This window comes from Bacillus sp. 105MF (genome assembly GCF_000374885.1).
In the GTDB taxonomy this organism is placed as follows: Bacteria; Bacillota; Bacilli; order Bacillales; family Bacillaceae_G; genus Bacillus_A; species Bacillus_A pseudomycoides.
Genome location: NZ_KB895585.1, coordinates 1 through 15,154 on the forward strand (window position 1 = coordinate 1; position 15,154 = coordinate 15,154).

11 protein-coding genes and 4 pseudogenes are annotated in these 15,154 nt (G+C 34.2%); 11 read left to right on the plus strand and 4 right to left on the minus strand.

Going from position 1 to position 15,154, the window contains the following annotated elements:
* The 5 genes and pseudogenes from C564_RS0123010 to C564_RS36920 all read left to right on the plus strand — a co-directional run.
* On the plus strand, positions 1-413 hold a 413-nt coding region (locus tag C564_RS0123010; protein ID WP_018767000.1), incomplete at its 5' end, for a DDE-type integrase/transposase/recombinase.
* Positions 414-689: 276 nt separating this feature from the next.
* Positions 690-1,672, plus strand: a pseudogene (locus C564_RS0123020) (IS3 family transposase); the annotation flags it as partial.
* A gap of 444 nt (positions 1,673-2,116) precedes the next feature.
* Positions 2,117-2,278 (plus strand): annotated as a pseudogene (locus C564_RS36335) (ATP-binding protein); the annotation flags it as partial.
* Positions 2,279-2,305: 27 nt separating this feature from the next.
* Positions 2,306-3,994: a tetratricopeptide repeat protein gene (locus C564_RS0123030; protein WP_018767004.1), complete on the plus strand. Its 1,689-nt coding sequence runs from the start codon at positions 2,306-2,308 to the stop codon at positions 3,992-3,994.
* A gap of 543 nt (positions 3,995-4,537) precedes the next feature.
* On the plus strand, positions 4,538-4,684 hold the full coding sequence (locus C564_RS36920) for a hypothetical protein (protein ID WP_018767005.1): 147 nt from the start codon (positions 4,538-4,540) through the stop codon (positions 4,682-4,684).
* Positions 4,685-4,717: 33 nt separating this feature from the next.
* On the opposite strand, the pseudogene tnpC reads toward C564_RS36920, so the two are convergent.
* Positions 4,718-6,306 (minus strand): annotated as a pseudogene (gene tnpC, locus C564_RS36340) (IS66 family transposase).
* 41 nt (positions 6,307-6,347) lie between these two features.
* On the minus strand, positions 6,348-6,509 hold the full coding sequence (gene tnpB / locus C564_RS38485) for an IS66 family insertion sequence element accessory protein TnpB (RefSeq protein WP_371410368.1): 162 nt from the start codon (positions 6,507-6,509) through the stop codon (positions 6,348-6,350).
* Between the two features lie 317 nt (positions 6,510-6,826).
* Between tnpB and C564_RS0123060 the strand changes: the two genes are divergently transcribed.
* The 4 genes and pseudogenes from C564_RS0123060 to C564_RS35280 form a co-directional block, all read left to right on the plus strand.
* Positions 6,827-7,141 (plus strand): DUF3895 domain-containing protein, encoded by a 315-nt coding sequence (locus C564_RS0123060; protein WP_003204444.1) that lies wholly within the window; start codon positions 6,827-6,829, stop codon positions 7,139-7,141.
* Between the two features lie 192 nt (positions 7,142-7,333).
* Positions 7,334-7,600 (plus strand): hypothetical protein, encoded by a 267-nt coding sequence (locus C564_RS0123065; protein WP_018767010.1) that lies wholly within the window; start codon positions 7,334-7,336, stop codon positions 7,598-7,600.
* A gap of 672 nt (positions 7,601-8,272) precedes the next feature.
* Complete coding sequence (locus C564_RS0123070) at positions 8,273-8,929, plus strand: DUF5105 domain-containing protein (RefSeq protein WP_231382350.1); 657 nt, start codon at positions 8,273-8,275, stop codon at positions 8,927-8,929.
* A 381-nt stretch (positions 8,930-9,310) separates the two neighbouring features.
* Positions 9,311-10,010: pseudogene (locus C564_RS35280) on the plus strand (ABC transporter permease subunit); the annotation flags it as partial.
* Positions 10,011-10,056: 46 nt separating this feature from the next.
* Here C564_RS35280 and C564_RS0123080 read toward each other — a convergent pair.
* Positions 10,057-11,757 (minus strand): pyruvate oxidase, encoded by a 1,701-nt coding sequence (locus C564_RS0123080; protein WP_018767012.1) that lies wholly within the window; start codon positions 11,755-11,757, stop codon positions 10,057-10,059.
* Between the two features lie 83 nt (positions 11,758-11,840).
* Positions 11,841-12,578, minus strand: coding sequence for a ZIP family metal transporter (locus C564_RS0123085; protein ID WP_018767013.1), 738 nt, complete (start codon positions 12,576-12,578; stop codon positions 11,841-11,843).
* A gap of 971 nt (positions 12,579-13,549) precedes the next feature.
* On the opposite strand from C564_RS0123085, the gene C564_RS0123090 reads away from it, so the two are divergent.
* A complete protein-coding gene (locus tag C564_RS0123090) occupies positions 13,550-14,782 on the plus strand; it encodes an MFS transporter (RefSeq protein WP_050774453.1) in 1,233 nt (410 codons plus the stop codon).
* Positions 14,783-14,900: 118 nt separating this feature from the next.
* Positions 14,901-15,062: a hypothetical protein gene (locus tag C564_RS36925; RefSeq protein WP_003204467.1), complete on the plus strand. Its 162-nt coding sequence runs from the start codon at positions 14,901-14,903 to the stop codon at positions 15,060-15,062.
* The last annotated feature ends 92 nt before the right edge of the window (positions 15,063-15,154 follow it).

The window sequence follows — 15,154 nt, forward strand, 5'->3', positions numbered from 1 at the left end:
AAGGGAATACCATTGATTTTTATCTAAGTAAATCAAGAGATAAACAAGCAGCCAAGCGCTTTTTCAAGAAAGCCTTGGCTTTTTCGTACATTTCTAAACCTCGTGTGATAACAGTAGATAAAAACCCTGCCTATCCTGTAGCGATTCAAGCGTTGAAAGAAGAGAAACATATGCCCGAAGGCATAAAGATAAGGCAAGTTAGGTATCTCAATAATATAGTGGAACAAGATCATCGTTTTATTAAGAAACGTGTGCGTTATATGTTGGGGGTTAAGTCATTTAAAACTGCAATCGCTATATTGAGTGGTGTTGAAGCCATGCATATGATAAAAAGGGGACAGATTGATTTACGGAATCAGTTTGTCCAAAATCAAAAAGAGTTCATCCACCAAGTGTGTGGACTTATAGCATAAAATACGATTTCACTAGGAATCTACTATTATCCGCGTTCTTCTTCATATATTTGCACCAGAACCAGAAAACAAGTTACACCCAAAAACAAAAAAAACCTCAGACAAGCCAAGGGACCACTTATTTACACAAAAATATTGACGGTACAGATTTAATTTTTGATAACTATATATATTATTATTATTATTATTATGGTTACAATTATTTGGAGTTAGTATAGTCATATGGACACAACTTAGTTAAGTCCTTACAATGGGTTTCAAGGAGGAAGTGTCCGTATGACGAACAAGAAATTTAATGAAGAGTTTAAAAAAATGGTGGTTGAATTATATCGTTCAGGACAATCTGTAAAACAATTAAGCAGCGAGTATGGCGTATCAGAAGTAACCGTTTATAAATGGATTAAAATATATTCTCCTATCACATCAGTTGATGAAGATGAAATGACATTAGAAGATCTAAAACGAATGAAAAAAGAAATGCTTCGTCTAAAAGAAGAGAATGAAATTTTAAAAAAGGCTATGGCCATATTCGCGAGAAAATAAAAGATACAGAATTACACCCATTTATTGATTGTCAAAAAGAAACGCACTCTGTTCATATGATGTGCCAAACTCTTGGGATAGCGAGAAGTTCTTACTACCAATCTCAGCACAAAACAGAGTCAAAGCGTGGTCATGAAGATAAAGAATTAACCCAAAAGATTATACAAATTCATCGGGATAGTGGAGAGCGTTATGGTGCGCCAAAGATTCATCAAATATTGTTGAAACAAGGATTACAAATAAGCATAAAGCGTGTGCAACGGCTCATGAAAAAAGAAAATATTCGTTCCATTATCTTTAAAAAATACAAACCACATTCATCAAAATCAACTGTAGAGGAACGCACAAATCTATTAGAACAAGACTTCTCTACAACGACAATTAATGAAAAATGGGTAGCGGATATTACCTATATTCACACGCAAAAAGATGGCTGGTGTTACCTAGCGTCTGTGATGGATTTATATTCCAAGAAAATTATTGGGTATTCATTTTCACGAAATATGACAACGAACCTTGTGGTAAAAGTATTAGAAAACGCTTATTATACTCAAACGCCATCAGAAGGCCTTATTCTACATACCGACTTAGGCACACAATATACAAGTCAAGAATTTCAAATCCTACTCGCGAATTATAAAATAAAGCCCTTTTTCAGTAAGAAAGGCTGCCCGTATGATAACGCTTGTATCGAGTTATTTCATGCAAGTTTAAAGTAGGAAATGATCAAACTTTTTTATAAAAGAATGAACCAACTGAAAATATTAAGAGCGTGTTTTGAACAATCTTTTTTTCAAAACACGCTCTTTTCTATGAACGTTTATCAAGGTTATTAGTATCAATTTGATCAAACTTTATTTTAAAGCAACAGTTTTCTGTACATGAAAGTCCTTTTCGCTAACATAAAAATTATCGCAAAACATTTAGAATTCCCTTCAGAAGTACTGGAGAGACTTTCCATTCATATAATTAGTGTTATTGGTTGTTAATCAAAAAGCTGTTGATTTTCTCGAATAAATAGAAAATATATTTAGCTTCCCACAGTTATTTATAACAATTCATCTCGTTTTTTCGACGAAATATGACAAATCTGTAATGCCTTATTTGTTATAATACTTTTGTATAATCGGATAAATATGGAATTATGAAAGTTGAATTTACTAGAAGGAATAATAAATGAAGATTTGTTAGAAGCGATGAAGAAACGTCAGCCAACAACTTTAGATTGGCTTTCAACAGTGAAAAATTATACAACATTTAGCAATGTAAATAAGGATTTTTATAAGGTGCTCGATTGTATGGAAGGGAATAGATTGAAATAGAAAGTTAGGGCAGGGATGAGTCAAGTGATGGAAGATAATCTTAGAAAAATTCAACATTTGCTTAAGGTTGGCAATGCTGACCAGGCAATGAAAGAAGCGAAAATGCTAATAAAGGAAGCCCCAGAAGATGCTTCCGGGTATCTTTGTTTAAGTTATGTTTATTTTTATGGATTTAACGATAATGATAATGCGAGTAAGTATATAGAAGAGGCACTTAAATTGGAGTATTTAAATGAACAAGTGCTCTCGGTAGGATTAGATATTTTCTGTGTTCAAAATAAATATAAAAGAGTAAGAGAACTCGCAGAGATTGGAATAAAAAATTATCCTGAAAATGGAAAGTTTAATTTCTACATGGGTGAAGCTGTTAGATGTTTTGAACCCATTAAGAATTCACTGGTGTATTTCGAGAAAGCGATAGTGTTGGAACCTGAAAATGAAATTTATGTAGGAAAGTATGCGTATATTCTTTTTACCTCTTTCCCTAAACGGCAAGAGGAGGCATTAAAGGCAGAACAGCGCGCTTTGAATTTAAATCCGGAAAATACAACCAACCTTGTTTTGTTCGCAACTGCAGCAACGTATCAGGGGAATTTTAAAAAAGCAAGGATGTTAGCGGAAGTCGCGATGCGGCTAGATCCATATAATAAGGACGCATATAAGATTTATAAGAAGACGATTGGGACGAAGAATAGGTTTTGTGATTTTACCGCAAAGTTTGCACATGTTTTGGGTCTACCTATCTCAAAATTCTGTTCGTTATTTACGTTTGTATATTTCAAGAATAAAAACATATATTATCTTTTATACTTTTTAAGTTCATTTGTTTGGGGGATTCTGCCTATATATTTAATAGGTTGGTATGCTAGTAGCATTTATATTTTACTTTTTGGGATGTATTTCATCTTTTTTAAAATTCAAGAGAAGATCTACAAAGAAGTTGGTTTAGGAACACCGTTCGATGCGAAAGATAATCTACGTAGAAATCAAATTACAAATGAGCAAGAAATTTCTAAAATGGCACGTATAGTTGATAAAGTAAAACCTACGACAGTTTCAACAAATAAGTTATCACCAGAAGAGCATATGGAAATCCAATCGTATTCAAATATTGAATATCCACGATACAACACGTGGTATATTTGTTTGTTAATTATATTGTCTCTTATACTCGTTTTGCGTGTTGGGAAATTCTATACGCCTTATCATAAAGAACATAAAAATAATGTGCCGAATATTAGCGAAGAACAGCTGAAGAGTTATACGCCTTATCATAAAGAGGATAAAAATGCGGCGCCGAATATTAATGAAGAACAGCGGAATAGTTTAATTATATCTAAGGATAAAATACAGAAACAAGACGAGCTGGATCTAATTTACATGATTTCGTCAGTACTAGGTTCATTAGAAACAAGTGACTTTAGTGAGAACTCGCTTCGTCAATTTATAACGGATAGTTATGTGCCTGTTGTTATGGAAAAGGCGGGACAACCAAGTATACAGAAATTAAGAAGTGAATATCTTGCAAGAATATATAAAGAAGGAACAAAGGTATACATATTAACGGAAAGTGATAATAGTACTTCTATCATAGAAATGTCAGAGGAAAAAATTAATCATATTTACGGTGAGGATTGGGATAAAAGTGAGCAAGAAATAAAAACATATCATGAATTACTTTATAAGTTTAAAATGGAAGGTGTACAGCAAGAGTAATATAAGACTGGACATGTTAATACGAGATACAAGTAGGAAGCATAGTGATAAAATTAAAATAAGTCAGATTAAAAAAACATCTGGCTTATTTTGGTTTAAGGTTGGAGTATAATCCTTTAATAGCCATATTCATTCAAGCTCTGATGCATGTTCATCAGGTATTTAATTAAAAATGTTTTAGAACTTAGAAATTTGTATTAGACTGAAAAAAATTTTCTGTACATAAAAACATCTTTTGCTAAGTTACAACCAGCGTGTTGCAAAAATCAGTAATAGACAAAAAGTAGAAAAAACCTTAATGAAATGGAAGTTGAAGGTTTTGATATCATAGTATTACATCTTTGACTCTTATTATCTAATAAAATCAAGCTAACACTTGAAGGTTTTCTGAATTTTCGTTATCATCTATGTGATAATATTTTTATTTTGTTTAAAATAATACACAAGACCTTTCGGGTTATAAGAATTATTGTAAGTCTCTTGCAATAGCACTTATTTCTTCGAAAGGTCTTTTTGTGTTAACAAAATTAATGAGTGGTTATGATGACAAGAATTTTATCTTGGAACGAGGTTATGCAAAAGCAACATATCGTAGGGACAATATTGAAGAATGGATTGATAAATAAGAAAGTTAGTCATGCATATTTATTTAACGGTGAAGCAGGTACTTTAAAAGTAAACGTCAAGTAACACCAAAATATACAATAAAAGTTGATTTTGGTGTTATTTTTTGTTTGCTTCACTTTTTTTCGGTACTCTGCAAATAGATGGTAAATCCATTGACCACGGCAAGACTTTATCAATTTCTTCTTTATTGTTTAAATCGATGTTGGGGAGTGTTTCAAACAAATAAAGAAGATAATGATAGGGACTTAAATTATTCTCTTTTGCTGTTTCAACCACACTATACATGACGGCACTTCCTCTAGCACCTCGCGGTGTATTTGAGAACATCCAATTTTTTCTCCCAATTACAAACGGTTTAATAGAGCGTTAACTTCTGTTGTTATCGATTTCTAAATGGCGTCTAATAAAAAAGCTTCAAGATGATTCCATTGATTCAAACAATAAGTGATGGCTTTTCCTAGAGCGCTTTTTGGCAAAACAAGATCTTTCTGTTCATGAAGCCATACCGAAAAAAGGTCCAGAATGGGCCTGCTTTTTTTTTAGACGCTGCTCATATCGCTCGGTAGGGTTTGACATGTTTGAGCTTCCTTTCAATCGAATAGAGTTGATTACAGAAGTGTGAACCTTCATTTGCCTTCACTTTTTTCCCCTTCTGTGAATCAGGTAAAGCTTTTAAGGCTTCATCAAACTTCCGTCTGGCATGCGCCCAACATCCCACAAGAGTAACATCCGGTACTTGATGATAACCACTATATCCATCTACTTGTAAATATCTTTGAAAACCAGTTAAAAACGCTTCGGATGTTCCCCTGCTCTTGTGGGCTGATAGTCATAGGGAACAATAGGGATATCCTCTCGCCCCGTATGGTATAACCACAGATAGGACTTGGTTGCTGCGGCCCGACCAGGTTCACGTAAGACTTGGAAGGTTGTTTCATCCGCATGAAGGATAGTTCGAGTAAGTAGATATTCATGCATCCTTTCATACAAAACCGCTAACCATCGATCAGCCCCATATAATAACCAATTTCCCATCGTTTGTCGTGATAAGAAGATCCCCATCCGTTCAAAATGCTTTTCCTGACGGTAAAGAGGCAATCCTTCCACATATTTTTGTGTCATAATATACGCTATAATTGATGGGGAAGCGATACTTTTAGGAAAGGCAGGAGCTGGCATCTTGGCTGTTACAATCGGTGTGGATACCTCATCTAATTCACATTTACGACAAGCGTATACATATCGCTTATGTTCCGTCACCTTTACTTCCGCAGGAACAATCGTCAGTTCCTTACGGACTTCTACACTCATCTCATGCAAAGCATCACCACAGCACGAACAAAACTGTTCCTCATTCGGTAAACGATATTCAACTGTTTCAACAGTGAGGTTTTGGACAAACTCATCCCTATGACCGTGTTTCTTTTTGCGACGATAGGTGATCGTTTCAACAGCTGGTTCGGGTGTTTCAGAATCACTTTCTTTCTCAGCCTCATCAAACAGTTCTAAAGCGAGTTGATTATAGGTGTTTTTTCGCTAGACGTACCAAACCGTTTTTGTTGACTAAGACGAAACTGTTCTTCATACCATCTCACTTTTGCCGTGAGTTCCTCTACTTGAGCTTGAAGTGATTCAATTGTAGGTTGGTTTGAATGTGAAAGTGTTGTTTTCATAGGTAAATCCATTCGAAAAAATCATTCAAATTCCTTATATATATATATGGTTTTTATAGAATGGTTCTCGCGTGTACAGCTTGATGCCCTCGTTTTTGTTGAAATGCCAATCCATCAAGAAGCCCTCTCAATTGTCGTCTTGATATGGTAAGTGGCACACCCCGATGCCCAGTTGGCCAATAAAACGTTCCCTTTTCCAATCTGCGATAGTGCAACCAGAAACTATATATAACGTAAGAAATCTCTTTCTAAAAAAGTATCCATATTCTTGTCTTTCTACAATAATAAAGAAATAGGGTAATGGCAAACTTCTTCCAGAGCAGTACATCCTTTTATAATGAACTCTTCAATAGATACTAGAACGTATATTTGGTATAATCAAAACATGCTACTAGAAGCTTAATAGTATGGAAATTAATTAACTAATATAACCAGGCGATATATAAGAACTTTAGGTAGACTTTGCAAGTATTAATAGAATAAGCGAACAATTTATACTTTGCAGAGCCATTGTTAGAAAGGAATAGATGAGATGAATCAAATTTCATTTGAAGATTTATTTGATGAGAATGTAGTGGAGGCGACCGAAATAGAAGTACCTTTATCTTCACTGCAGAAAGATATCTTGGAATTACTCAATTCTGAAGAAATAAGTGCAATGCAGCTATGTGAAAAATTAATACTATCAGGAAAAATACCTAATGAAAGATTCACAACCGATAAGCCTAAAGCTTACGGACAAGTATGCTTAATTCTTGAAGGTTTTGTTACTGAAGGAAAGCTTACTTTTATAAAAAATGATGAAAAAAGAGATAGATTATATAAAATGAAAGAAGAAGTTTCTTAATGCTTCAAAAGCGTATAATACCCAGATTAAATACGCTTAAAATAACGTGTTTTTTTATTTAAGTGGGTATAATTCTGTCATAAAAAATGACAGAATTATACCCACTTACTCTACGAATTTACTCTTTCTATATTATGCTTTACGCAGTCTAAGACTCCTTTTGCTTTCAAAATAAATAGACAGGAGAATAGAATGGGATATCAATATGAAATATTTATGTTTTGGTATGTAGGTTTTATTTTCTGGGTGTTACTATTAATTTCTTTAATAACTTTTCTTGTCGCTATAAAACGAGAATCTTGGATAATGACACTTGTCAGCCTCATTTTAATAATTCCTAATGTTATATTCATGCTAATAGATAAGTTGGAATTAATTATATATCTAGCTATAATTTTACCTATCTTACAAATTTTAATGGTAGTTAAATTTATAAAAAAAGGCATGGGTTTAACATGATAAGTTAAAAAAGTTAGAGAGGGAATTTTCAGTTATAGAAGCAGCTTGATTATGCGTATCTGTATTTCGAATTTAAAGTTAATTTTAAGGATAGTCCTAGATCTTTAAATTTCATTGAAAATATCGTGTATTTGTTGATTTGAAATAAAGTTCAACCGTTTTGAAAAAAGTTGCACTGTTTTTTTCTTTTTGATTAAAAAAATGTCTTAGCGTGGGTTTTATATCATTTGATTGGCGGGACCCCATCACTATCAAGCTAAGATTTTGAAGTACCCCCAAAATGAAAATTTTCTTTCTCTACAGTTAGTTATTTGGAGAAGTTAGTGTTGGTTTAAATAAAGTTTGATCAAAAATGTTTTGCAAATCCTTATTTAGTGAGAATCAAAAAGAAATCATTTTGAAAATAGATTAATCAAGATGGTTTCTTTTTGTGTATTGCATAGGGATTTAGTAGGGTCATTTTAATTAAACTTTATCCCAGTGCTATAGATAACGGCGCACCTTGAAATAAAATAGGGTGTGATGTTTAGTGGTTTTTACATTTTAATAATTGTATATAAATAAAATATGCTATAGAGCACCGAAATATAATGGTATGATATTACTGTAATTCATAATTTATACAGAAAAGGATAGGGATAGAATATGCTATATTCCAAAAAGTTAGTAGGTATGAGTTTGATAGTATCACTTACGATAGGTGGGCTAAGTGCTTGTAATACATATGTAGATTCATCGAAAGTAAAGCAAGGAAGTGTATCTAAAAAGAGTGATAATGCAAATAGACCAGCTGAAGCTCTAACAGCTTACATGAATGCGGGCTTCTATGATAAAGACATAGACAAAATGAGTAAATTAACAGGTGAAGATGGAAAACAATTTAATGAAGCGATGGCGGAAAAGGTTAGAAAAGCAATCCTATATAATTATGAAGGCGTATCTAGTATTACAGAAGAATCAGTAGATAACTATTTCAAAAATTTTAAAGAAGCAATACGGCAAAAAGTGAAATTTGAAACGAATGTTGTATATATAGACGGAGAAGGTAAAACTGCAGGAGTGGAAATAAAATCAAAGCCAATATTGATATCAAGTTTGAGAACAAAAGTTGAAGATGAGCAAAAAAGAATATTAAGTGAAAACCCATCAATATCTAACCCAAAATTAATAAAGCAACTACATGATTATTCATCTTCAATATTACTTGAAGCAGATATATCTTCTACGGAAGAATCGGTAAGGGTTGATATGTATAATAAAGGTGACGATAAGTGGCATATAAATGGAGAGGATATAACGAAACTTCCAAGGATTTTATATAAACCATAATATATTATTAAACTCTTTATAAAAAAGATACTATTAATTCGATATACAGGTTTACTCAAACGATTTTCGAATTTTCTGTATTGTGAAAGGTAAGAATTTTTCTTGGAGCGAAGTTATGCAGAAACAACATATTGTGGGAACTATTGTAGGTTTGAAAAAAAGTTTGATTAAAAACACCTCACAAACCCGTATTGTACGATAATAAAAAGAATCCATTTTGAAAAAAAGTTTGATCATTATCTAATCCTTATTCAACAGCACAGACAGCTTTCGCTAAATAAAACTATGTCCAGAGAACAGTATTTGAAATTCACGATATAACATGTTGGTAAGTTATATCCCTTAATATGGGATGTAAGGTTTGATGAGGGGAAACTCAAAATAGGTTTCCTTCTTGGTATATATAGTAAACGTTCTTTTCCGGTTATTTCTTCATCTTTTGATCCATTTAGTATTGTTCCGATGATCATGATTTCTTATTTTATGTTAAAGGAAGTTTTAGTCTTTCAAAGTGGAACAGTCCCTGCTCCGTTTACAATGCGAGTTCTGTTTCAAATTAGTATTCTCACATGCTTGGCTGTACCGACTGTCATGCTGTATACGGCACAAGAGGTCCTGTAAAAAGAGAAGAGTTTATGATGGCAGCAATGGTTCTTGGAGGAAGTAAATGGCATCAATTATGTCGACATGTTTGGCCACATCTTTTGCCATCTTTTTTCTTACTGGTTGCGCAGCAATTTGTTAGCATGTTATTGCTACTTTTACATCTTGGTTTACTCCATTGGTTTTTTGGAGGAACTATATCATATAGCGGTGATACAGATAGTGTGACGAAGGAGTGGACAGGACCGATTGGACAAAATTTCCGTCATTTGACCACACATACTTGGATCGTTCTGGTACTGATTTTTTTCATATCCTGACAATTTTGGAAGGGGATCTTATAAGTAATAGTCTACAAAGGGCGATTGGAATAGGAAATCTGAGGAGAAGGAAAGTAGGAGAGAAAGAAGAGAAAGTTGAGAAACAGGCGAAAAGTGAAAGAGAAGATTTTTCCTTCCATCAAGAAGTATCTAAATAAAAAAGATAGATGAGAACAATCTGTTTTCATCTATCTTTTTTCGATTTTACAAAGGTGGTAAATCAATTTTTCCTTCTTCAAATAACTCTTTTAGCATATGTTTCGTATATCCGGCAGCTTGCCCAAATGTAATTTTTGCAGGCATTGGTGCTTCATTTACATCTACTACTACATCAATAATACATGGCTTATCTTGTTTTACTGCATTTTCAAAAGCAGGGAGAAGTCCATCTAAGTGTTCTACACGGTAGCCAACTCCACCGCATGCTTCAGCATATTTTGCAAAATTAGGGTTTGTTAAATCTGTACCAAACTCAATATTTCCCATTACTTCTTGTTCGAATTTAATCATTGCAATCTTATGGTTGTTGAGTACAACAATCACAATTGGTAATTTATATTTTACTGCAGTGACAAAATCATTCATTGTCATTCCAAATCCACCATCACCACAAATTGCAAAGACTTGTTTATCTGGATAAGCGATTTGACCAGCAATTGCTCCAGGTAGACCACATCCGAGTGTAGCGAGCCAACTAGAGATGATAAATTGTTGATTCGTCATCCGAAAATGACGAGCAGCCCATACTGTTACATTCCCAACATCTACTGATAAAATGGCATCATCATGAGCGACATGTTGCAAGGCATGCATAACTCTTTGTGGTTTAATTGGAGTAGAAGAGTCCTCTTCTTGATTATGCAATTTTTCTTCCCATTTCTTCATCAGTTCTTGATGATATTCTAGGAATGAATGATCCTCATGCTTCTCCACATTTTCTAAAAACCATTTCAATGTTTTATCTGCATCACCAGCTAATCCGATATCTGTCGCATAACGCTTCCCAATTTGTGCAGGATCCGTATCAATATGAAGCGTTTTTGCTTTTTCGGGTAAAAAACCAGTGAAAGGGTAAGAAGTACCAATCATGATTAATGTATCTGCATGCTTCATTGCTTCGTAAGATGGTTTTGTTCCAATTAACCCTAATCCGCCTATACAAAGGGGATGTTCATCAGGAATAATTCCTTTAGCTGGAAGTGTTAAAACAATTGGTGCGCCAATATGTTCTGCGAATGCAAGTAAAGATTCCTTCGCATGTTTTGCTCCTTTTCCAGCTAAAATAACAGGTTTTTTTGCGTTATTTAATGCTAGCTTTGCTAACTTTAGATCCTCTTCTTGCGGAAAGAGTTCGGGTAATGTAAAAGAAGAACTTGTTATACGTGCGCCAGCTTCTACTTCAAACTTCGGAACATCATCTGGTATGGTAAGAACAGATACACCTTTCTTTGTATATGCCATACGAATCGCTTGGTTTACAACCGCAGGGAGTTGTTCTGCTGACATAATTCGTTGATTATAAACAGCGACATCATCAAACATTCTTTCTAAGTTTACCTCTTGGAAAAATCCTGTTCCGAGTAAATCTGATTCAACTTGACCTGTAATTGCGAGAACGGGTGCTTGATCTAGTTTTGCATCATATAATCCATTTAGTAAGTGGATCGCACCAGGCCCAGCGATAGCCATACAAACGCCTAATTTTCCTGTTAATTTTGCATAAGATGCAGCCGCTAATGCACCGGCTTCTTCATGGCGAACTTGAATGAATTTAATTTGGTCTTGTTTTTTTCGAAGTGGCTCAATAATAGAATTGATCGAATCACCGGGCATACCGTAAATGTGATCAACGCCCCATTCGATAAGCAAATCAACAAGCGCTTCACCTGCTGTTTTTCGAAACATGAAAGATCCTCCTTACATACTGTGATACTACTATGTTTCGAAAAAAAAGGTAAAATATACAAATAATAAATAAAAGTGCAGTTCTAATGGTGTCCTGCGAAGAATGTAAAGGCTGTTATGAGTAAAAAACCGCTCATAGACCAGGATAAGAAGGGAAGTAAAGCGAGGTGTTTCTTCGCTTTCCAAAGCATTTCATGTATTGTGACATATCCTAAAGAACCGATTGCACTTCCCATTATCATCCCTTGTAAATGAATCGCTTTCCCGTTCATCATCATCCCAAAGATTGTGCCAGTGCCGAGGATAATTGATAATAACAGAATTGTTAATAGAAATGAGAGATATTTATGCTGTGTAAATAAAAATGGAATGATTAAAGCTAATCCTTCTGGAATATGGTGTATAACAATCGCAAATAAGAAGGGAATGGCAGTTTCATTATGGTTTGTAAAAGCAGCGCCTAATGCAAAGCCGCTCGGCATATTGTGAATAAAAATAGCGAAGGAGAGAAATAAAAAAGTTTGCCATGCTTGCTGGTCTTTTTTATGTATGATAGGGTGATGGCAATAATTATCTAGTAAACTCATAATTAATAAACCAATGGCAATTCCGAGCATAGGACCCATGATTTCATAGCTTGAAAAAGTTTCTGGAATGATTTCTAGTGATAATAGACCGAGTAAGATACCGCCGCATAGCGCATATAAACGATGCATTTTCTCTTCTATCAGTTGACGTGTGGCAAGTCCGACAGCGCCACCTAATAGTAATCCACCAAACGAAAAAAACGTAACGATCATCGGAATCCATAATCGTTCCATAGAATCACACTCCATTTTTATGGCCTTCATTTTCAGCTTACTGTGTGAAAGGGGAGATTAGTCCAAATTATTTGGAAGTAATTCTAGATTATTGAGATTCGAAGTATCCGAATAATATGGTGAAAAAATCGTTAGTCTGAAACAACGGGAGATTGTATTTGTTTTAGAGAAAAGCGAGTCTGTTCATATACAATCCAATCAGAATATATTGATAGCTATTGAATCAACTTGAACTTGTAGAGTTTTCTAATGAAATGTAATGATTGATATCTGTAAGTAGAATTTGTATAAAAAATTTCAAAATGATAGACTTTCAAACTTGTGAGATATTTATTCGAATACATGGTTTATATGAAAAAAAGGGGGAATAAGGTGAAAAATAAATTATTATTTGCTTGTTAAAAAGCAAAAATACTTTTGATTTGAAGAAGTTTAAAAAGAATCTACTTTTAATATTACAGACGAGGGATTATGTATCGAGATCAGAATTAAAATAAACTAAAAAGGGCAAATATATTAAACTTACATAATATGTTGATTGCTTTTTTCTATAAGAAGTTGAAGACAGTTCTTCAATCACATTAATGTTGTCTTTTCATTCAATCCATGATGTATACACTTCTCTTATATAAAACATAAAACGTTCATTATTTAAAAAAGTAATTCTTATAATGATAGGAGCAAGTATTAAGTAATGTAAGGATTTTTGGATATTTTGTAGAATTTTATAATTATCAAGCACTTAATCAGCTTTTTGAAGAACATTTATCCCGCTATTTGTGGGCAGACCCCTACCTCAAAATTCAACAAAAGCAAAGAAGTTGGGTGGGGGATCAACTGCCTGTAAAAGCCCGATTGGTCAGGCTAATAATCAGTAGGATGCTTACTACCCATAAATACATACCAAAATTCACCTGTTAAAGGGGGATATAGTTTTGACAATTAAAAAGGAGACAAATCTTAATTCACCGCTGCAATCCAAAGAAACAAGTGGAAATGTGCTTTCAACAATTACACAGTTGCCTAGTATATACGTGATTTTTGTTTTTGGCTTACTGATTTCCAGGGTTGGTGATTCCCTTTATACGTTTGCCCTTCCTTGGATTGCCTATGAGTTGACTGGTTCAGCAGTAATAATGAGTTCTCTTTTTGCTATTGGTGTGCTACCCATTGTTTTATTTGGTCCAATAGTAGGAGTAGTGGTAGATCGTTGTGACCGACGAAAATTAATGTGGACCGCTGATCTAGGATGTATTGCTTTGGTAGCATTCATTCCCATTCTTCATATGCTAGGTCTTCTCCAAATCTGGCATCTATACGTTGTTTCTTTTATTTTAGCAATACTATCCATGTTGTTTGATGTAGCTACTGTTACAGTAATTCCACATATCGCAGGTCAGTCGTTAACAAGAGCCAATTCGGCATACCAAATGGTTAATCAAATTGCTAGTTTAACAGGACCCGCATTAGCGGGCATTATAATTGCTGTAATAGGAGGACTTAACGCTCTCTGGATAAATGTCCTCTCTTTTGTAGCTACTTTAATTGTAGTCTTGCTATTACCAAAAATCGAAAAAAGAAAACCCATGGATAAAGCGGGAAATCTATTGGGGAACCTAGGGAACGATATGAAAGAGGGATTTAAATGGCTATTAAATGATCGTCTTAACCTTGCTTTATCTTTTCAAGCAATGGTAGGTAACTTTGGCGCTAGTGCCATACTGGGAGCACTTATGTATTACTTGCTTTCAACATTACACTTATCTGCTGAACAAAGTGGTCTTAATTATACGTTGATCGGAGTAGGTGGCCTTTTAGGAAGTATCATTGTTGTTCCGCTCGAACAACGTTTCAGACGTGGAATTCTTATTCCTGTTCTTTTAGGTATAGGTGCGATTGGATTGACCTATGCCATATGGAGTAAATATTGGCTTGCACCAGGTATTGCATTTGGTATTGCTATGATTTGTAATATAGCTTGGAATACCATTGTAGCATCGGTCCGACAGGAAACTGTACCTACCGATATGCAAGGAAGAGTTTTAGGATTCTCAAGAGTGCTTACCCGTCTGGCTATGCCGTTAGGAGCATTAGCGGGTGGAGTGATTTCTGACTTTAACCCAGTTGCAATATTTATACTAGCATCAGCTACAAAGTTCATTGAAGTCATAATTGCACTTACGAGTCCTATACGTAAACTATGAGTATTTGATTCAGATGAAAATCCATTAGAATGTTGTCAAGGGCATATTCAATCGGATATTAAGATACCTAGAGTATAAATCTAACGTAAATCCAACTGAGAATTTTGGTGAGAGTGCAATGAAGCTTCAATGTAAAGATACCAAAGGGAATTTATATACAGAATATGTTATTGGATATTTTGAAAGAGGTTATTCTGGAAATGCTGTAATAACGATAAAATTTGTTGATGCAAATGGAAAACTTGACATAGAAATCAAAGATACTACATCTTTATATTAAAATGTACAATTCTCCAATTCTTCCTCGTTTCTTTATCAATCTTGAGGTGAGAGTCCTACTGCCTGTTAATATGGGATAAAATAATAACCTGT

Coding starts and splice junctions, on each gene's coding strand:
- C564_RS0123030 (WP_018767004.1), top strand. CDS start 2,306: ATGGAAGATAATCTTAGAAAAATTCAACATTTGCTTAAGGTTGGCAAT.
- C564_RS36920 (WP_018767005.1), top strand. CDS start 4,538: ATGACAAGAATTTTATCTTGGAACGAGGTTATGCAAAAGCAACATATC.
- C564_RS0123060 (WP_003204444.1), top strand. CDS start 6,827: ATGAATCAAATTTCATTTGAAGATTTATTTGATGAGAATGTAGTGGAG.
- C564_RS0123065 (WP_018767010.1), top strand. CDS start 7,334: ATGGGATATCAATATGAAATATTTATGTTTTGGTATGTAGGTTTTATT.
- C564_RS0123070 (WP_231382350.1), top strand. CDS start 8,273: ATGAGTTTGATAGTATCACTTACGATAGGTGGGCTAAGTGCTTGTAAT.
- C564_RS0123080 (WP_018767012.1), bottom strand. CDS start 11,757: ATGTTTCGAAAAACAGCAGGTGAAGCGCTTGTTGATTTGCTTATCGAA.
- C564_RS0123085 (WP_018767013.1), bottom strand. CDS start 12,578: ATGGAACGATTATGGATTCCGATGATCGTTACGTTTTTTTCGTTTGGT.
- C564_RS36925 (WP_003204467.1), top strand. CDS start 14,901: ATGAAGCTTCAATGTAAAGATACCAAAGGGAATTTATATACAGAATAT.